Origin of the sequence: Streptomyces gardneri (assembly GCF_006539185.1) — a bacterium.
Taxonomy (GTDB): domain Bacteria; phylum Actinomycetota; class Actinomycetes; order Streptomycetales; family Streptomycetaceae; genus Streptomyces; species Streptomyces gardneri.
The window spans coordinates 19707-39233 of sequence record NZ_BJMN01000042.1 but is presented as its reverse complement, the minus strand read 5'-3'; the positions used below and the strand labels follow the sequence as shown (position 1 = coordinate 39233).

The 19527-nt window shown below is 73.0% G+C and carries 15 protein-coding genes; 7 read left to right on the top strand and 8 right to left on the bottom strand.

All coding sequences use genetic code 11. The features are described from left to right. Positions 1-81 precede the first annotated feature (81 nt). Both SGA01_RS29445 and SGA01_RS29440 read left to right on the top strand, forming a co-directional pair. Positions 82-828 carry a GntR family transcriptional regulator gene (locus SGA01_RS29445; protein WP_055640561.1) on the top strand — a complete coding sequence of 249 codons (747 nt, stop codon included), beginning with the start codon at positions 82-84 and terminating at the stop codon, positions 826-828. 220 nt (positions 829-1048) lie between these two features. Further along, positions 1049-2137 (top strand): adenosine deaminase, encoded by a 1089-nt coding sequence (locus SGA01_RS29440; protein WP_141300129.1) that lies wholly within the window; start codon positions 1049-1051, stop codon positions 2135-2137. Between the two features lie 114 nt (positions 2138-2251). Here SGA01_RS29440 and SGA01_RS29435 read toward each other — a convergent pair whose 3' ends face one another. The 4 genes from SGA01_RS29435 to SGA01_RS29420 form a co-directional block, all read right to left on the bottom strand. After that, positions 2252-3205 carry a S66 peptidase family protein gene (locus SGA01_RS29435; RefSeq protein ID WP_141300127.1) on the bottom strand — a complete coding sequence of 318 codons (954 nt, stop codon included), beginning with the start codon at positions 3203-3205 and terminating at the stop codon, positions 2252-2254. Then, positions 3202-5223: a S9 family peptidase gene (locus SGA01_RS29430; protein ID WP_141300125.1), complete on the bottom strand. Its 2022-nt coding sequence runs from the start codon at positions 5221-5223 to the stop codon at positions 3202-3204. The genes SGA01_RS29435 and SGA01_RS29430 overlap by 4 nt, the downstream gene beginning before the upstream one ends. Before the next feature lie 63 nt (positions 5224-5286). Next, entirely contained in the window at positions 5287-6621 is a 1335-nt protein-coding gene (locus SGA01_RS29425) for a M20/M25/M40 family metallo-hydrolase (protein WP_141300123.1), read from the bottom strand. Then, positions 6614-7447, bottom strand: a complete 834-nt coding sequence (locus tag SGA01_RS29420; RefSeq protein ID WP_141300121.1) for a M55 family metallopeptidase — start codon at positions 7445-7447, stop codon at positions 6614-6616. The genes SGA01_RS29425 and SGA01_RS29420 overlap by 8 nt, the downstream gene beginning before the upstream one ends. Before the next feature lie 205 nt (positions 7448-7652). Between SGA01_RS29420 and SGA01_RS29415 the strand changes: the two genes are divergently transcribed. After that, on the top strand, positions 7653-8876 hold the full coding sequence (locus SGA01_RS29415; protein ID WP_141300119.1) for a hypothetical protein: 1224 nt from the start codon (positions 7653-7655) through the stop codon (positions 8874-8876). 24 nt (positions 8877-8900) lie between these two features. Here SGA01_RS29415 and SGA01_RS29410 read toward each other — a convergent pair whose 3' ends face one another. Next, complete coding sequence (locus SGA01_RS29410) at positions 8901-11408, bottom strand: MFS transporter (protein ID WP_141300117.1); 2508 nt, start codon at positions 11406-11408, stop codon at positions 8901-8903. 238 nt (positions 11409-11646) lie between these two features. Then, a complete protein-coding gene (locus SGA01_RS29405; RefSeq protein WP_055640569.1) occupies positions 11647-12090 on the bottom strand; it encodes an SRPBCC family protein in 444 nt (147 codons plus the stop codon). A gap of 158 nt (positions 12091-12248) precedes the next feature. Here SGA01_RS29405 and SGA01_RS29400 point away from each other — a divergent pair, with 158 nt between their 5' ends. Together SGA01_RS29400 and SGA01_RS29395 are read left to right on the top strand one after the other, a co-directional pair. Then, positions 12249-13283, top strand: coding sequence for an Rv2578c family radical SAM protein (locus SGA01_RS29400; RefSeq protein ID WP_141300115.1), 1035 nt, complete (start codon positions 12249-12251; stop codon positions 13281-13283). A gap of 103 nt (positions 13284-13386) precedes the next feature. After that, a complete protein-coding gene (locus SGA01_RS29395; RefSeq protein ID WP_141300113.1) occupies positions 13387-15078 on the top strand; it encodes an alpha/beta fold hydrolase in 1692 nt (563 codons plus the stop codon). 97 nt (positions 15079-15175) lie between these two features. Here the strand turns inward: SGA01_RS29395 and SGA01_RS29390 are convergent, their stop codons facing one another. Then, complete coding sequence (locus tag SGA01_RS29390) at positions 15176-16429, bottom strand: MFS transporter (RefSeq protein ID WP_371866204.1); 1254 nt, start codon at positions 16427-16429, stop codon at positions 15176-15178. Positions 16430-16882: 453 nt separating this feature from the next. Here SGA01_RS29390 and SGA01_RS29385 point away from each other — a divergent pair, with 453 nt between their 5' ends. Next, entirely contained in the window at positions 16883-17338 is a 456-nt protein-coding gene (locus SGA01_RS29385) for a RidA family protein (protein ID WP_141300111.1), read from the top strand. Positions 17339-17483: 145 nt separating this feature from the next. Continuing rightward, positions 17484-18743, top strand: coding sequence for an MFS transporter (locus SGA01_RS29380; protein WP_229917849.1), 1260 nt, complete (start codon positions 17484-17486; stop codon positions 18741-18743). Here the strand turns inward: SGA01_RS29380 and SGA01_RS29375 are convergent. Then, positions 18702-19316 carry a HEAT repeat domain-containing protein gene (locus SGA01_RS29375; protein WP_141300109.1) on the bottom strand — a complete coding sequence of 205 codons (615 nt, stop codon included), beginning with the start codon at positions 19314-19316 and terminating at the stop codon, positions 18702-18704. The two genes, SGA01_RS29380 and SGA01_RS29375, sit on opposite strands and share 42 nt — an antisense overlap. Positions 19317-19527: the final 211 nt, after the last annotated feature.

Here is a 19527-nt window from a genome sequence, read left to right as displayed (position 1 = left end):
GACTTGTCAGACAACGTGGGCCGACTACGGTGGTCCCGGACACCGACGGGAACACGGCGGGAACCACACGAGGAGGCGACCGTGGCGGTCAGCGGACAGCGGCGTCGACCGGTCGTGGCGTTGTACGAGCGGATCGCGGACGCCGTCCACGACGGCACCTACCCGCCGGGCTCGACACTCCCCTCCGAGCCGAAGCTCGCCGCCGAACTGGGCGTGAGCCGGCCCGCCCTCCGCGAGGCACTCCTGCTGCTCCAGGAGGACGGTCTCCTTACCGTGCGCCGCGGGGTCGGCCGGACCGTCAACGACCGTCCGCCGCGCCGGGGCTTCGAGCACATCCAGCCGCTGGAGGAGCTGATCGGCGCGGGGTCGCCGCTGCGCGTGCGGGCGCTTCTGCGGACGGTGGAGGAGCCCACCGACTTCACGACGCAGCACCTGCTCGCCCCGGCCCGTGCCGAGCTGCGGTTCTGGGAGTCCGTGCTGACCGGGGAGGGTACGGCGGCGGCGCTGAGCCACGAGTGGGCGGCGGCGGACGAGGTGCTCGACCGGGTGCACCCCGAGTTCGCCCGCGCCCTGCGGGCGACGGAGCCGGCCGCCGCGTCGATGCTCTCGGTCCTCCTCGGGGCCTCGCGCGAGACGGCGCTGAGCGCGCACAGCGGCATCACGGCGACGCTGCTCGGGAGGCGGCGCGGGGACCAGCTGGGCCGCCCGGCGGACACCCCGGCCGTCCTGGTCACGCAGGTCGTACGGGTCGGGGAGACCCCGGTCCTGGCCGCCAAGCACATGCTGCCGACGGGCACCCCCGCGCTGCCGGTGCTCCAGTCGCACTGAGCGGTACGCAGTCGGGCCCCGGCCCCGCTCCGAACGGTCCCGCACCGAACGGCCCCGCTCCGAACGGCCCGACAGCCTTCCCGGCCCCCTGCCGCCCGCCGTCGGACCGGCCTCCGAAGGCCGCCGGACCCATCGCCGAACGCCGCCGGAGCCACCGCCGAACGCCGCCCTCCGCGGCCGTCTCCGCACACCCCCCGGCCGTGGCGTACACTTCCCCGCCATGCACTTGTCTGACAACCCTGCCACGCCTGCCGCCGCCACCGTCTCCGAGTGGATCCGCCGGGCCCCCAAGGCCGTCCTCCACGACCACCTCGACGGCGGGCTGCGCCCCGCGACGATCGTCGAGCTGGCGCGGGAGCACGGCTACACCGCGCTGCCGACCGAGGACCCGGCCGAGCTCGCGGTCTGGTTCCGGGACGCCGCCGACTCCGGTTCCCTGGAGCGGTACCTGGAGACCTTCGCCCACACCTGCGCGGTGATGCAGACCCGCGAGGCGCTGACCCGCATCGCGGCCGAGTGCGCCGAGGACCTGGCGGCGGACGGTGTCGTCTACGCCGAGATCCGCTACGCCCCCGAGCAGCACCTGGAGGGCGGGCTGACCCTCGACGAGGTCGTCGAGGCGGTCAACGACGGCTTCCGCGAGGGCGAGCGTCGCACCGGCGGCCGGATCACCGTCCGTACGCTCCTCACCGGCATGCGGCACACGGACCGCTCCCTGGAGATAGCGCGGCTCACGGTCGCCCACCGGGAGAACGGCGTGGCGGGCTTCGACATCGCCGGCGGCGAGATCGGCAACCCGCCGGCCCGCCACCTCCCCGCCTTCCAGCACCTGAAGCGGGAGAACTGCCACTTCACGATCCACGCGGGCGAGGCCGTCGGCGCGGAGTCGATCCACGAGGCCGTGCAGGTCTGCGGCACGGAGCGGATCGGCCACGGTGTGCGGATCACGGACGACATCGCCGAGGACGGCACCCTGGGCACGCTCGCGGCGTACGTCCGGGACAACCGCATCGCCCTGGAGGTCTGCCCGACCTCGAACCTCCAGACGGGCGCCGCCAAGGACTACGCCTCGCACCCGATCGACGAGCTGCGCCGCCTCGGCTTCCGGATCACGCTCAACACCGACAACCGCCTGGTCTCCGGCACCACCATGAGCGAGGAGTTCCAGCACATGGTGGACGCCTTCGGCTACGGCCCCGAGGTGTTCGAGGAGTTCACGGTCGCCGCCCTGGACGCCGCCTTCCTGCCGCTGCCGGAGCGGCAGCGACTGATCGACGAGGTCGTCCGCCCCGGATACGCCGCGCTCTAGGACCTCCGGATCCCGGCGACGCGCGTCAGCGGCGGTACCGGCACCCGATGCCCAGCGCCCCCGTGTTCTCGCGGGGGCGCTGCCCTCGTCCCGGCCGGGGTGACGTCGTGGCGCTCAGCGCAGCGCCGGTACGTCCAGGGTCAGGGTGCCGGCCCCCGCGTCGAGCACTCCGGGGACACCGAGGGGCACGGTCAGCGCCGTAGCGCTGTGGCCGAAGCCCAGCTCCTCCACCACGGGGACGCCGAGACCGCCCAGCCGGTCGACGAGGACCGCCCGCACGTCCTCGTACGGGCCGCACTCCTCCCACGAGCCCAGGCCGACGCCCGCGACGCCGTCCAGCCAGCCGGACCGCAGCAGCTGGGTGAGGATCCGGTCGAGGCGGTACGGCTCCTCCCCGACGTCCTCCAGGAGCAGCAGCCCGCCGCGTGCCGAGGGTCTGGCGTGTGGGGTGGCGAGGTCGGCGGCGAGCAGGCTGACGCAGCCGCCGAGCGTGACCCCGTGGGCGCGGCCCGGGACCAGGGTCCGCGCGGTCCCCAGGCCGAGCGTCCGTACGGTCTCCGGCTCGAAGAGGGTGGCCCGCAGCGACTCCTGGGTGTCCGGGTCCGAGAGGAACGTGGCCGCGGCGACCATCGGCCCGTGGAGCGTGGCGAGCCCCGCCCGGACGGCGAACGCCTCGTGCAGGGCGGTGACGTCGCTGTAGCCGACGAACGCCTTCGGCCCGGCCGCCCGGATCGCCGCCCAGTCGACGAGGTCGACCATGCGCTGCACCCCGTAGCCGCCGCGCGCGCAGATCACGGCGGAGACGGAGGGGTCGCACCAGGCCTCGGTCAGGTCGCGGGCCCTCGCGCGGTCCGCGCCCGCGAGGTAGCCGAGCGTGGAATGGGTGTCGAGGACGTGCGGGGCGACCACCGGGTCGAGGTCCCAGCCGCGCAGGACGTCGAGCCCCGCCCTGAGCCGCTCCTCGGGTATGGGTCCGCTGGGGGCGACGACGGCGATCCGCGCGCCGGGCCTCAGGCGCGCGGCCCGGGTCAGGGGTACGACGGTGGCGTGCGGGCTCTTCGGGGTCACGAGCGGAGGTCCAGGTCGGGGACGTCGGATCGGGTGATGCCGAAGGTCCGGGCGTACAGGGCGAGTTCGGCTTCCAGGGCCCGGGTCATCGTGTCGGCCCTGCGGAAGCCGTGCCCCTCGCCCTCGAAGGCCAGATAGGCGTGGGGGACGCCCCGGCCTGCCATCCGGGTGAGGAAGCGCTCGGCCTGTGCGGGCGGGCAGATGACGTCGTCGAGCCCCTGGAGCAGCAGGAAGGGGGTCGTGATCCGGTCGACGTGCTCGATCGGCGAGCGTGCCTCGTAGCGGTCGGGGACCTCGTCGAGCGGGCCGATGAGGCCGTGGAGGTACTGGGACTCGAAGTCGTGGGTCTCGTCGGTGGCCCATCCCCGCAGGTCGAGGATGGGATAGATGATGGTGCCGCAGGCGTACACGTCGGTGCTCACGAGGGAGGCGGCGGTCGTCCAGCCGCCCGCGCTGCCGCCGCGCACCGCGAGCCGGGCGGGGTCGGCGGTGCCCTCGGCGGCGAGGGCCACGGCGACGGCCGCGCAGTCCTCGACGTCGACGACGCCCCACTGCTCGCGCAGCCGCTCCCGGTACTCCCGGCCGTAGCCGGTCGACCCGCCGTAGTTGACCTCGGCGACGCCGATCCCGCGCGAGGTGAAGTAGGCGATCTCCAGGTCGAGGACGAGCGGGGCGTGTCCGGTGGGACCGCCGTGGGCCCAGATCACGTAGGGCGGCAGTTCGCCGGCGGGGCCGGTGAATCCGGGGTGGTGCGGCGGGTACACCTGGGCGTGGATCTCGCGTCCGCCGGGGCCGGTGAAGGTGCGGATCAGCGGATCGGGGTAGTACGCGGGGTCGACGGCGTCCGTGTGCGCGGCGCCGACGACACGGGTGCGGCCGGTGCGGGTGTCGAGCTCGACGAGCTCGTAGGCGCTGCGCGGTCCCGCGGCGACCCCGACGACACGGGTGCCGTGCGCGGCGAGGGTGGCGGCCCATTCGGTCCAGGGGCCCGTGGTGTCGACGAGGGTGCCGCTGTCGGGGTCGAGTATCCCGAGGGAGGTGGTGCCCTTGCCGTGGACGACGGCGATCAGGCCGTTCTCCAGGGGGGTGAACCAGTTCAGCCCGATCTTCCAGAGCGGTCCGGCGAACTCCTCGTCGCGGGGGTGGAGCGGGACCGGTTCGCGGAGGCCTCCGTCCGCGGCGGGTTCCGCCCGGTAGAGGTTCCACCAGCCGGTGCGGTCGCTCGCGAAGAGCAGGCGTCCGGCCGCGTCCCAGGCGACCTGGGGGATCGACTCGGCGGGGCCTCCGGCGACGGTCCTCGCGCCGTGGAAGGTGCCGTCGGGGGCGACCTCGGCGAGCTGGACCTCGGTGCCGTCCCAGGGCATGCGGGGGTGGTCCCAGGCGATCCAGGCCGCGCGGCGCCCGTCCGGGGAGAGCCGGGGGCCCGTGACGAACCGGTGCCGCCCGTCGGAGAGTTCGCGCACGGCACCGCGGTCCTCGGCGGCCGAGCCGTCCAGCGGTACGGCGGCGAGGACCCGGCGCACGTCGGTCGGCGCGGGCCCGGTGAACTCCTCCAGGACGGCCCACACCTCGGCCCGGTCAGGGTGGATCACCGGGTCCACCCAGCGCGCTCCGCCGCCGACGCCGGAGACGGGGGTGAGCGGCCGGGGCCCGGCGTCCGCACCGGCCTCCGGCTCGTACGCGTACAGCCGCTGGTCGGGGAAGTGGCTGAAGACCACGAGAGGTCCGCCGGTGGGCCGCGCGGTCGCGGCCCAGGGCTGCCCGCCGTACTCGACGACCCGGCTGCGGACGTTCCACGGGGCGGGGAGCAGGCTCTCCTCGGTGCCGTCGGCGCGCCGCCGGACGAGGGCGCGCCTGCCGCCCTCGGCGGGGCGCGGCGCGGTCCACCACAGCTCGTCGCCGACGGTGCCCATGTACTCGGGGCGGCCGTCGTGGGCGGCGGCGAGCGCGGCGTCGACGGGCGACGGCCAGCTGCCGTGGGCGGCCGTGGTCGTGTGCGTCGTCTCGGTGGCGGCCATCTCGACTCCCCCTGTCACGGTCCTGCACGGTGCTGCACGAGAACTACGTGGAGCCACGAAGGGCTACGCGGACTTCAGATAGTGGTCGAGCACCCGGACACCGAAGTGCAGGGCGTCGACCGGGACGCGCTCGTCGACGCCGTGGAACAGCGCCCCGTAGTCGAGCCCCGGTGGCAGTCTGAGCGGCGAGAAGCCGTAGCCCGTGATGCCGAGCCGCGAGAACTGCTTGGCGTCGGTGCCGCCGGACATGGTGAACGGCACGACGTGTCCGTCCGGGTCGAAGCGCTCGACGGCGGCCCGGAGCTTCGCGAAGGTCGGCGAGTCGACCGGGGCCTCCAGGGACACCTCTCGGTGGTGGTACTCCCAGTCCACGTCGGGCCCGGTGAGCGCGTCCATCGTCGTGGCGAACTCCTCCTCGCCGCCGGGCAGCGTCCGTCCGTCGATGTAGGCGACGGCCTGGCCCGGGATGACGTTGACCTTGTATCCGGCCTTCAGCATCGTCGGGTTGGCGCTGTTGCGGACGGTCGCCTCGACGAGTGCGGCGGCGGGTCCCAGCTTGTCGAGGAGGAGCTCGACGTCGAGGTCGCGGTCGTTCGTGTCGATGTCGATGCCGTACAGCGCGGCGAGTTCCGTGAGGGCGGCGCGGACGGTGGTGGTGAGGCGGACCGGCCAGGTGTGGGCGCCGATCCGGGCGACGGCGGAGGCGAGGCGGGTGACGGCGTTGGCCGTGTTCACCTTGGAGCCGTGGCCGGCGCGGCCGTGGGCGGTCAGCTTGAGCCAGGCGGTGCCCCGCTCCCCCGCCGCGATCGGGTACAGGGTCGTGCCGGGCTGCGGGTGGAAGCTGAACGCCCCGGACTCGCTGATGCCCTCCGTACAGCCCGCGAAGAGCGCGGCGTGCCGGTCGGCCAGGAAGCCGGAGCCGTCCTCCGCGCTGGCCTCCTCGTCGGCGGTGTACGCGAGGACGATGTCGCGGCGCGGCCGGACGCCCTGGCGGGCCCAGGAGCGGACGACGGCCAGGACCATCGCGTCCATGTTCTTCATGTCGACGGCGCCGCGGCCCCACACGACTCCGTCGCGGACCTCCCCGGAGAAGGGGTGCACGGTCCATTCGGCCGGGTCGGCGGGGACCACGTCCAGGTGGCCGTGGACGAGGAGCGCGTCGGCCGAGGGGTCGGTGCCGGGGATGCGCGCCACGACGTTGGTGCGGCCTGGGGTGCGCTCCAGGAGGGTGGGTTCGATGCCGGCGGCGGCGAGCCGCTCGGCGACGTACTCGGCGGCGGGGCGCTCGCGGCACTCGCCGTCGCCGTGGTTGGTGGTGTCGATGCGGATGAGCTCGGAGGTGAAGGTGACCACCTCGTCGAGCGCCGTCGTGTCCGGGCCCCGGACCTCCTCAGCCATACTGCTCCTCCACCGCGGCCGAGACGATGGTCGTGACCGCCTTGAACGTGCGAATTGCCTCGTACATCGTCTCCCCCGTGTAGGAGACGCGCCGCTCGCCGCTCCGCGCCACGCCGGGAACCACCGTGGCGGCGGCTCCCAGGTGGTCGGCGTCGAACTCCAGCTCCACCGTGAACGGTCCGCCGCGGACCGGCTCGTGCCGGACGGCGAGCGAGGTCGCGTCCTTCGCGGCCGCTCTGATGTCGGCGGCGGTCCTGGCCGGGGTGCGGCACACCGCCGCGTACCGCGATACATGGTCCTTGACGGCCACCTTGCGGGCCTCGGGTGCGTATCCGAGGGCGTCCTCGCAGGTCAGGTCGTCGCCGGTGACGAGCACGACCGGGACGCCGTACTCCGCCACCACGTGGGCGTTGAGCACGCCCTCGCTCGCCCGCTCGCCGTTCAGCCACACGCCCGTGATCGAGTTCGCGAGATAGGTGTGCGCGAGGACACCCTCCGCGCCGGCGCCCGTGTGGTACCCGACGAACGCGATGCCGTCGACGTCCCCGTGCTGCACGCCCTCGACCATCGACAGCGCCTTGTGCCGACCGGTGAGCATCTCGGCGCGCTCGTCGAGCCGCTCCAGGAGCAGGTTCCGCATGCTCGAGTGCGCTTCGTTGATCAGAACCTCGTCGGCGCCGCCGTCGAAGAAGCCCAGCACGGCCGCGTTCACGTCGGACGTGAACATCGCGCGGCAGCGCTCCCACTGGGGCGTACCGGGCAGTACGTCGGCGGGCCAGGTCACACCGGTCGCGCCCTCCATGTCGGCGCTGATGAGGATCTTCATGTCTCGCACCGTAGTCGCCGCCCGGCGGCCCTACCACCCCTGTGGATAACCGCCGTTGGAGTGGACCAATGACGATCACCGGGCCGGCGGTACGGTTCAGCGGCACGGTTCCGCACGCCGGGATCGAATGGGGCGAAATATCGCCAACATGTGCGTATAGGCTGTCGGCCGCAGTTGTCGTACCCGACCTTCCGGAGAGCTCTCGGTGACCATCGCCTTCACCCCGTCCGAAACGTCCGCCGACGAGCGCGAGACCGCCGCTCCCGAGACCGCCCCGGCGGCGATCTCGGAGCCGGAGTTCTGGGTGCCGTCGGCCCCGGAGCCGGAATCGGCGGAGCCCGAGGAGCCCGAGGAGTCCAGCGAGCCCGAGGAGTCCACCGAGCCCCAGGAGTCCAGCGAGCCCCAGGAGCCTGCGGAGCCCGTGTCGGCGGACGATCACGACCCCGTCGTCGTCCGTGACGCCCAGGACTTCGGGATCTACGCGCGCACCGGCGGCTGGGCCTTCGCGCTCAAGGTCGCGCGGAGTGTGCGCCCCGGCGGCCAGCCCGCCGAGGGCACGGCCCGGACGAAGGTCTCGGCGAAGGCCTTCGCCGCGCTCGCGGGATGCTCGCCGGACCGGGTCATGCGCTACTACAAGGCCTGGGACATGGCGGCCGACGACGGTCTGGTCCCGCAGTTCGAGGTCCTGGTGCCCGGCGAGGACGTCGAGCTGCCCGACGCGGACGTCTGGCTCTCGTACTACACCTCCCGCAACAGCGCGTCCTCCGTGCGCGGCCAGGCGATCAGCGCCGCGGCCGAGGCGGAGGGCATCCGGCCGACGAAGGCCCTGGAGGTCGCCGAGAACCCGACGGCGCTGCGGGCCGCGATCCTCGCCGACCCCGGCACGGCCGAGGCTGCGCGCGGCGCGCTCCTGGACCGGATGAAGGAGGACCCGGCCCTCCAGACGGAGATGGCGCGCGCCATCGCCCGCACCGACGACCTGAAGAAGGCGGTGGCGAGCGAGGCGAAGGCGGCCGACCGCATCGGTTATGTGCGCCAGATCGTCGAGAACGGCCAGATCAAGACCCCGGCCGGGCAGACGGTGGAGGCACCGGCCGAGCTGCGCGCCGAGGCGGAGCGGCACCTGTCGCTCATCGACGAGCTCGACGACTCCGAGGAGGCGGGCGAGTGGGCCGGTGAGGCGTACGACGCGGTGAAGGGCCTGGTCGCGCGGGCCGTGGAGGAGGACCCGGCGCTGCGGGTCCAGGAGCGGCGCACCAAGTTCTACAACAGCCTGCAGAAGGCCACGAAGGTCTTCGAGGAGCTGACCCTGGACGAGGTGATGGAGGAGGACATCTACGAGGCCGACATGCTCCAGCGCCTCGAAGCCCTCCAGGAGGCGATCGGCACCTGCATCAGCGCGCTGCGCAAGGCGTCGACCACCTCCTGAGGACAGTGCTGCGGGGCCGGCCGGTCAGTCCTGGTGGCCGAGCTGGAGGTCGCGCTCCGTGCGGCCCCCGCCGGCCATCTGGAGGACGGTGGCGACGGGCGGGTACCCGGCCGCGATGACGGTGTACTCGCCGGAGGACAGGTCCACGAAGCGGAAGGTGCCGTCGGCCCCCGTGGTGAGGGTGTCCATGACGTTTCCGGCGGCGTCGAGGAGGGTGACGCGGGCGTCCTCGACGGGGCGTCCGCCACCGGCCCGTACGGTGCCGCGCAGCACCGACCCGCCGGCCAGCTCGATGTCCTGGCGGGTCTCGCGGGAGGACTGGACGCTCACCGGGAGCGCGGCGGGCCGGAAGGCGGGAGCGCTGGCGGCGAGCGTGTACTCGCCGGCGACCAGTTCGGTGATGACGTACCCGCCTTCGCGTCCGCTGCGGGTGGAGGCTACGACCTCGCCGCGTACGTCGGTGAGGGTGACGGCGGCGTCCCGGACGGGGGTCCCGTCGGCGGTGACGACGCTGCCCGCGAGCCGCCCCGCGCCGCCGAGGACGACGTCGAGCTCCACGGGCCGGTCGCCGACGGTGACGGAGACCGCCTGGGGCTGGTGTCCGCCGGCCGCCGCGATGAGGACGTACGCGCCGCGGTCGGGCACGCTCAGCGCGTACCGCCCGTCCTCGGCGCTCGCACCGCGCCCGACCTGACGCCCCTGGACGTCGATGAGGGTGAGGGCGGCCCGGGGCACCCGGCTGCCGTCGTGGTGCTGGACGGTACCGCAGACCGGGACGCCGGAACGGGCGGGCCCTTCCGGGGACGAGCGGGAGGGGTGGGCGGGGGCGGCGTGCCGGGCGTGCGGGACCGCCTGGGTGCCGCCGAATTCGGTGGCCACGGTGGCGTCGGTGGCCTCGGTGAGCGGGCTGTGGTGGGACACCAGCGGTTTCTCCTTGAGGAAGAAGGCGAGGACGAGGCCGAGCACGAGGACCGGCACGAGGTAGAGGAAGATGCGCGGCATCGCGTCCGCGTACGCCTGGATGTAGGCGTCGCGCAGGGCGGGCGGCAGGGTGTGCACCGTCTGCGGGGTGATCGACTCGGCCGGCGGCAGGGACACCGGGTCCCCCTGCGCGAGGACTCCGGCCAGCCGGTCGCCGAGGGCGTCGTCGAGCCGTGAGGCGAAGAGGGTGCCGAAGATCGCCGCGCCGACGCTGCCGCCGATCTGGCGGAAGTAGTTGTGGGCGCTGGTGGCGGTGCCGAGGTCGGCGGGGCGTACGGAGTTCTGCACGGCGAGCACGAGGACCGGCATGACCAGGCCGATGCCGGTGCCGAGGACGGCCTGCCAGAGGCTGTGCTGGAGGCGCGGGGTCTCGGTGTCCATCCGGGAGAGCAGCCACATGCCGAGGACGGAGACGGCTCCGCCGACCACGGGGTAGATCTTGTAGTGGCCGGTGCGGCTGATGAGCTGGCCGGAGACGACCGAGGCGATGACGATCCCGCCCATGAGCGGCAGCATCAGGAGGCCGGACTCGGTGGCGGTGGCGCCCTCGACCATCTGCAGGAAGCTGGGGAGGTAGCTGGCGGCGCCGAAGAGCGCGATGCCGACGACGGCCCCGACGAGGGCGGTGACGGTGAAGACGGAGTCGCGGAAGAGCCGCAGCGGGATGAGGGGTTCGGGCGCGACGTGCTCGACGACCAGGAAGAGCAGGGTCGTTCCGGCGGCGCCGCAGGCGAGCGCGAGGACGACCCGGGAGTCCCAGGCGTACTCGGTCCCGCCCCAACTGGTCAGCAGGACCAGGCAGGTGGAGGCGGCGGCGAGGAGCAGGGCGCCGAGGACGTCGAAGCGCGCGCGTGCCGTGGGCCTGGGGAGCTTGAGGACGACGGCGACGACGGCGAGGGTGACGAGCCCGAAGGGCACGTTGAAGTAGAAGCACCAGCGCCAGGAGACGTGGTCGGTGAAGAAGCCGCCGAGCAGGGGTCCGGCGACGGAGGCGAGGCCGAAGGCGGCGCCGATCAGGCCCATGTACCGGCCGCGTTCCCGGGCGGGGACGATGTCGGCGATGATCGCCTGGACGCCGATCATCAGGCCTCCGGCGCCGGCGCCCTGGATCGCGCGGAAGGCGATGAGCTCGTCCATGCTGCGGGACCAGCCGGCCAGGGCGGAGCCGATGACGAAGACGACGATGGCGAAGAGGAAGACGCTCTTGCGGCCGAGGAGGTCGCCCAGCTTCCCGTAGATCGGCAGGCCGATGGTGGAGGTCAGCAGATAGGCGGTGATGGCCCAGGACATCCGGTCCAGGCCCTGGAGTTCGCCGACGATCTTCGGCAGGGCGGTGGCCACGATCATCTGCTCGAGCGCGGCGAGGAGCAGCGCGAGCATGAGGCCGCAGAAGACGAGCCGCACCCGGCGGGGGTCGAGGGGGGCGGGTCCGGGGTCGGACGGTGGCGCGAGGCCGACGGGCGGGCCGTCCGCGGCGGGGTGGCCGTCCGTGGGAAGCGGTTCCGCGCCCTCCGCGCCCCTGGTGGCCTTCACGACGGTGATCGCACCCACGTACCTGCTCCCCTCGACACGGCGTCTGCGCCGCGCCATTCTTCGCATTGGGTGCGAAGCGGGAGCAAGTCGGGCGGTACGGGAGGTCAGTGGCGTCCCCGGCGGTGAACGGCCCTGTGGTACGGCGCACTTGGGTCGCTCATCAGCGCGTTTACGAGGAAGCCCGCGCCCCCTCGGTGCACGGGGCTCCGGTACGGGGGTGCGGGCGAACCACTCGAATCGGTGAACGCCCGGAGCGTTACTTCTCGACCTCGTCCGCCAGCTTGGCGAGCAGGGCGTCGTAGATGCGGGCCAGGCCCTTGGGCGCGAAGGTCCTCTCGAAGAAGCCTCCGACGCCGCCGGCGCCGTTCCAGACGGAGGTGACGACGGCGCGCGACTTGCCCTCGCCGGCGGGGGTGACGGTCCAGGTGGTGACCATGGACGAGTTGCGGTCCTTCTCGACGAGCTGCCCGTCGGTGGGCTCGGTGACCTCCAGGAGGCAGTCGCGGACGCGCTTGCTGGTGGCCTGGAGCTTCCAGTGGACGAGGGTGCCCTCGCCGTCGCCGCCCTCCCGCACCTCGTACTCGCTGAAGTGCTCGGGCAGCACCTTCGCGCGCGTGCCGCTGTAGTCCGCCAGCGCGTCGAACACCGTCTCCGCGTCCGCGGCGATGATTCGTTCCGTCGTGGCCTCGACCTGCGCCATTGACTTCCTCCAGCTTGTGGTTCCTCGGGGGTGTGGCCCAAGCGAACCACGCGGGCTCCGGGGCACGAAATCCGGGTTGCGGTGATCAAGGGAACAGGTGTTCTATTCTGGGCGCAAGGTGGAGCCAGAGGCGAGGCAGAGCAACCGAGGAGGCGTCCGTGCGCTGGGACAATCTGGGCGACGGGCCGAGCGCGCCCGCCGACATCGGCCTGTTCGGTACGGACGCGGTGACCACGCGGACGTTCGACACCCCGGAGTTCCGGGGCATCACCTTCCACGAGGTGCGGGCCCGCTCGATCCTCAACCGGGTGCCCGGCGCCTCCCGCATGCCGTTCGAGTGGACGGTCAACCCGTACAGGGGTTGTAGTCACGCATGCGTGTACTGCTTCGCCCGCAAGACCCACAGCTATCTGGACCTCGACACCGGGCTCGGCTTCGACTCCCAGATCGTCGTCAAGATCAACGCCCCGGAGGTGCTGGCCCGCCAGCTCGCCTCCGCCCGCTGGCAGGGCGCCCACGTCGCCATGGGCACCAACGTCGACTGCTACCAGCGGGCGGAGGGCCGCTACCGCCTGATGCCGGGCATCCTCACCGCCCTGCGCGACCACGCCAACCCCTTCTCGATCCTCACCAAGGGCACCCTGATCCTGCGCGACCTGGACCTCCTCACCCAGGCCGCCCAGGTCACCGAGGTCGGCATCTCCGTCTCGGTCGGTTTCACCGACCGGGAGCTGTGGCGGACGATCGAGCCCGGCACCCCGTCCCCCGAGCGCCGCCTCGACGTGGTCCGCACCCTCGGCGCGCACGGCATCGACTGCGGCGTCCTCATGGCCCCCGTCGTCCCCTTCCTCGGCGACCGCCCCGAGCAGCTGCGCGCCACGGTCCGCGCGATCGCCGAGGCCGGGGCGAGTTCGGTCACCCCGCTCGTCCTGCACCTGCGGCCAGGCGCACGCGAGTGGTTCATGACGTGGCTGCGGCACCACCACCCGGAGCTGGTGCGGCGGTACGAGCGGATGTACGCGGACGGGGCGTACGCGCCGACCTGGTACCAGCGCCGGATCACCCGTCAGGTCCACGAACTGGCCGCCGAGTTCGGCATAGGTCCCGCCGATCGGGGCGCCGCGCCGCGCCGGATCGCGGTTCCGGAGGAGCCCGCGCTCGCGGCCGCTCCCGAGCAGCTCACTCTGCTCTGATCATCGGACCGGTTCACCTGACACGCCGTCGGATCCTCCTCTGTTCGGGTCAACTCTCGGCGAAAACGGCCGTCCCGCGGCCCCCGCGGGGCACGGACGCCCTATGACCCCACGCGCAGGAATGCTGATCGCCGCTGGAGCGCTGGTCGCCGGGACGGTCACCGTCCTGCCGGCCGGCCCCGCGGACGCCGGCGAACCGACCCCCCGACCGCTGCCCCGGCTCGCCTGGACCGGCTGCGCCACTCAGGCGTACCCGAAGCTCCAGTGCGCCACCCTGAAGGTGCCGCTCGACCACGACGACCCGGCCGGGCGGAGCATCACGCTCGCCCTCACCCGGGTCCCGCACACCGCGAAGACCTTCCAGGGGCCGCTGCTCGTGAACCCCGGCGGTCCCGGCGGCAGCGGACGCACGATGGCCGGGTACGTGGCGGCCTCGCTGCCCCCGAAGGTGGCCGCCGAGTACGACGTGATCGGCTTCGACCCGCGCGGGGTCGGCCGGAGCGAGCCCGCGCTCGACTGCCGGCCGGGCCATTTCGCGCCGGTCCGTCCCGACTCGGTGCCGCTCGGCGCCGACGCCGAGAAGGCGGCGGTCGAGCGGGCCCAGGCCTTCGCGGAGGCCTGCGGCAAGAAGTACGCCGACGTCCTTCCGTACATCGACACCGTGAGCACCGCCCGGGACGTCGACGCGATCCGGGAGGCGCTCGGCGCGCCGAAGGTCAACTACCTCGGCTACTCGTACGGCACCTACCTGGGCGCGGTCTACGCACGGCTGTACCCGGACCGGGTGCGGCGCATGGCGCTCGACTCCGTCGTCAATCCGCACGGGGTCTGGTACGAGGACAACATCGCGCAGGACTACGCCTTCGACACCCGCCACAAGGACTTCATGGCCTGGGTCGCCCGGCAGAACGCGGTCTACAAGCTGGGCACCGACCCGGCGGCGGTCGAGGCCGCCTGGTACCGGATGCGCGACGCGCTGCGCGAGGCCCCGGCCGGCGGGAAGGTCGGACCGGGCGAGCTGGAGGACACCTTCCTGCCCGGGGGTTACTACAACGGGTACTGGCCCCGCCTCGCGAGCGCGTTCTCGTCCTACGTCAACGACGGCGACGCGGCGCCCCTGACGGAGGCGTACGAGAAGTACGGGGAGGCCGACGCCTCCGCCGACAACGGCTACTCGGTCTACACGAGCGTGCAGTGCCGGGACGCGGCCTGGCCCCGCGACTGGAACGTCTGGCGGAAGGACAGCTGGGACGTCCACGCGAAGGCGCCGTTCTCGACCTGGAACAACGCCTGGTACAACGCTCCCTGCGCCTTCTGGCCGGTGCCGGCCCTGACCCCGCCGGACGTCACCAACGACCAGCTGCCGCCGGTCCTCATCCTCCAGGCGACGGAGGACGCGGCGACCCCGTACGAGGGCGCCATGGCGCTGCACCGGCTGGTACGCGGCTCCAGCCTGGTCGTCGAGGAGGGCGGCGGGAACCACGGGGTGACCCTCGGCGGAAACGACTGCCTCGACGACCACCTGGCCGCCTACCTCGCCACCGGCACGGTGCCGCGCGCCAAGGACGGGGGCGAGGTCGACGCGGTCTGCGAGGCGCTCCCGGAGCCGGAGCCCGAGCCCCTGGCCCCGGCCGGGAAGACCGAGAAGAAGGCCGGGAAGGAAGCCGGAACGGAAGCCGGGAAGGAAACCGGGAAGGAAACCGGGAAGGACGCGGCCTCGGGCAAGAGGGTCGGCGCCCTGCGCCCGGAGGCGACCGCCGTCACCCTGCACGGCCTCCTCGGCCACGTCCGCTGACGACGTCCGCTGACGACGTCCGCACCGACCGAAAGCGCTCACGGACCCACTGACAGTGCCCGCGCCCCGGGGGACGCGGGCACTGTCGGTGGCGCCTTCACTCGGGGGCGCCGTCCACCGGGTCCGTTCTCGTGGTGACGGACTGGGTGGGGACGGGCCGGGTGGGAACGGTGTGGGAGCCGGCGGCCGCCGCCGCGGCGTAGTGGGCGGTGGTGGGCGGTCCTGTGGGGCGGATACGGCCGACCAGGAGGGTCAGGACGATTCCGAACGCGCAGAAGAGGGCCAGGCCGATGGCGGCGCGGGAGAACCCGGCCGCGAGGGCGTCCGCCACGGCGGCGCTGTTCGCGTGCTGACGGGTGTAGACCGCGCTGAAGAGGGCGGCGGTGACGGCGGTGAGAACGGCCGCCATGTTGGAGATACCGGACGCCGCACCGACCTGGTCGGTGGTGACGCAGGCGGTGGCGACGGACGAGGAAGGCCCGTTCGCCAGTCCGAGCCCGAAGGCGAGGACGACCAACGGCACGACGAACACGGCATAGCTCCAGTCCGCGGTGACGAAGGCGAACACGGCGAAGGCGACGGTCGCGATCCCGAACCCCGCCGCGATGACCTTCCGGGCGCCGAGGCGATCGACGAACCGGGTGATCAACGGCGCGGTGATCACGATGCCGGCCGCGGCCGGCAGGGTTGCCACGCCCGCTTCGAGAGGGGTCATGCCCAGGCCGTCGGGGTTCTGGAAGTAGAGACTGCACACGTACATGACGGCGTTGATGCAGCCGGCCACCACGAGGATCGCCACACTCGACCCGACGAGGAACCTGTTGCGCAGCAGCGCCAGGTCGAGCAGAGGCGCGCGCACCCGCTTCTCGACGGCGACGAACGCGACCACGGCGGCGGCCGAGACCAGGAAGCAGATGAGCGTCGGTGCGCTGAGCCATCCCCAGTCCGCGCCCTCGGTCACGGCGAAGACGAACGGCACGAGGACGGCGGCGATCAGCACGGTCCCGGCCACATCGACGGAGCGAGAACGCGAAGGGTCGGAGGACTCCGGCACGGTACGCAGGGTCAGCGGCACGCACACTGCGGCGATGACGGCGTCGATCCAGAACAGGCCCTGCCAGCCGGTGACGTCGACGAGCGCCCCGCCCACCAACGGCCCTGCGGCGGCACCCGCGGCGGACGCCGCCCCCCACAGCGACACCGCCCGCATCTGCTCGTCACCCGAGGTCCCCGCGGACAGCAGGCTCAGCCCGCAGGCCAGGATCGTCGAACCGGCCGCGCCCTGGACGGCGCGGCCGGCGATGACCATCCCACCGCTTTCCGCGAGCGCGATCAGGACACACGACGCCACGAAGAGCAGCAGGCCGCCGATGCAGATCCGGCGGCGGCCGAAGATGTCCCCCCAGGGCCCCGGAGGTGACGATGACCGCCGCGCCGACCAGTGAGTACCCGGTCACCGCCCACTGCAGCGTGGCCAGTGAGGAACCGGTGTCCTCGCTGATGGCGGGCAGAAGAATGCTGACAGCGGATGTGTTGGCGTTCACCACGAAAGCCGAGACGCAGGTAGCCGTGAGAACACCGGTGGAGGCCCGAGCGGCAGCGGCCGGGGATCCACCCCCCGCACGCGCGCTCAACTCGCGGCTCCCGCACCGGTGAGGAACTCGCATCCCATGACGATCCTCCAGGCAGATAATCCTGAACCAAATGGACAAACCTCGCAAAGCAGACCATCTGTCATGAACTCGGGCTTTTCCTGCAGGGAGCGGTGCGGGGGCTGTCAGTGGTGTGCGCGAGGATGTGAGGCATGACCAGCCAACACCTCACGCATGTTCCCGCTCCCGACGGCCTCGCGCCCAGTCCGCAGTACAGCCACGTCGTCTGGGGGACCGGCCGGTTCGTCGCGATATCCGGCCAGTGCGCGCTGGACGCCTCGGGCGCGGTGGTCGGGGAGGGCGACGCGGTGGCCCAGGCCCACCAGGTCTTCGCCAATCTGGAGCGCTGCCTCGCCGCCGCGGGCGCGGGTTTCGGGGACGTGGTGAAGCTGACCTACTTCGTCACGGACGTGGCCCACCTCCCGGCGGTGCGGGACGCCCGGGACGCCTACTTCGCGGGGGCGCCGCTCCCGGCGAGCTCGGCCGTGCAGGTCTCGGCGCTCGTCCGGCCGGAACTGCTCCTGGAGATCGAGGCGTTCGCGCTCGTCCCCGAGCAGGTCACGGACGTGCCCGACGGCAGTGGGGCGGATCTTCGTTTGATACGTTGACGCACATGTTCCTCTTCCGTGCCTAGGAGTCGGCGACCCGACGCATCGTGCCCACGCGGCGCGGTCCTCAGCCGACCCAGCACGCTTCGGCGCCGCAGGCCCCCTCGCCCGGCGCCCTTCCGAGGAACACCCGAGGTATTTCGCCGTGTCCGCGACCTCCCCTGCCCTGTCCCCCGCGCCCACCTACGCGGCGGTCCTGAGAATCCCGCACGTCCGCCGCACCTTCGGGGCGGCGCTGCTCGGGCGGCTCTCCAACGGGACAGCCCCGCTCTCCCTGCTCCTCTCGGTCAAGACGAGCACCGGCTCGTACGCGGCGGCCGGCACGGTCATGGCCGTGTGGGGGCTGACCGCCGTCCTGCTCTCGCCCGCGCGGGCGGCCCTCGTCGACCGCCTCGGACCGCGCCGGGCCCTGCCCCCGCTGGCGCTCGGATACGCGCTGCTGCTCACCGCGCTCGCGGTGGCAGCCGCCGGGACCGCGCCCCCGTTGCTCACGCTCATGGCCCTCGCCGGAGCGGCGGGCGCGGTGACCCCGCCGCTGGGCCCGGTGATGCGGGCCCAGTTGAGCGCGATGATCCCGGACCGGGATCTGCTGCGGCGCGCCTACAGCCTGGACACGGTGGCGGAGGAACTCCTCTTCGTCTCCGGACCCTTGCTGGTGGGGCTGCTCACGGGGTACGCGCCGGCGGCGGCCGGGCTCGCGGTGAGCGCCGGGCTCGTCCTGACCGGGACGCTCGCCCTCGTCACGTCTCCGGTGGTGCGGGGCGGGGCCGGAAGGAAGCGGGCGGACGCGAGCGAGGCCTCGGGGGCGGAGACCGGGACGGCGATCCCGGCGCGTACCGGCGTCGTGCGGGCCGTCGCCGTCGCCGCCTCGATGGGCGTCTGCCTGGGCGCCTTCGACCTGCTGGTGATCGCCTTCGCCGACGCGCACCACCGGCCCGGGGTCGTGCCGTGGGCGATGTCGGCCCTGTCGGCGGGCAGCGCGGTCGGCGGTCTGGCGCTCGGCGCCGTGGACGTACGGATCCCCACCGCCGTACGCCTGTCGCTGCTCACGCTCGGGCTCGGCGCGGTCCTGGCGGCGGCGGGGCTGTCCCCTCACCCGTACGTCCTGGTCGGCTGTGTCGCGCTCGGCGGTCTGTTCCTGGCGCCCGCGCTCACGAGCGCCTATCTGCTCGCCGACGAGTCGGCGGGCCCCGGCCGTCGCACCCAGGCCGGGGCCTGGGTCAACACCGCGTTCAACGCGGGCGGCACGGCGGCCACGGCCGGAGCGGGGCTGCTCGTCGGCCGGCTGCCCCTGGCCCTCTGCTTCGCGCTCGCGGCGCTGCCGGCCGTCGTCACGGCGGTCGTGACGCTGCTCCCGGCGCCGTCAGCCGCCGGAAACGCTGTCGGAGCCGAGCCGGGCGAGTGACTCCTCGGCCGCGCGGCCGAGCCGGGGGTGCGGCAGCGCGGACTCCAATGCCGTACGGGCTCGCGGGTCCCCGAGGGTGCCGAGGCCCTCGACGCACGCGAGCCCGACCCGCCAGTGCGGGTCGTCGGCCGGCAGGCGCCGCCGGAGGACGGTGATCAGGGCCGGGACGGACTCGGGGGCGCGGAGTTGCGCGAGCAGCCGGACCGGCAGGAGGGCGTAGGCGACGCGGAGTTCGTTGGTGGCGAGGGCGGCGGCCGCGCGGGCGGTGCGCGGGTCGCCGAGCCGGACCAGGGCGTGGGCGGCGGTGACGCAGCGCTCGGCGTCGCGGTGGTTGAGGAGGAGGACGAGCGCCTCGAAGGCCCGGGGGTCGCCCGCGAGTCCGAGTTTGAAGGCGGCGATCTCGCGGGCCCAGAGCGGCTGTCCGGGGGCGGTGAGGACCTGGTGGAGTTCTTCCGGGTCGTCGGTTCCGGCGAGTTCTCCGAATGCCGCCGGGACTTCTCCGGTGTCATTCTCGATCTCTTCCCGCAATCGATCGATCATCGAGCAGAATTCCGGATCCTCGGCGCTTTCCATGCATCCGAGCCTATCCGCGATCCAGATCACACTTTCTCAACTTGCCGGGACTGGCGCGCTCGTTACCGGCCGGTTAGTCTCAGGTGAGCGGGTCACCACCCGCGCTCCTCACAACAACCTGGTGACGCAGTTGTTGTGAGCGTTTCGTCGGTTCGGCAGTTTCGATGTGACTCCGGGACAGAGTCCGTCGCCCCTTTCTTCAGGGCTTCGC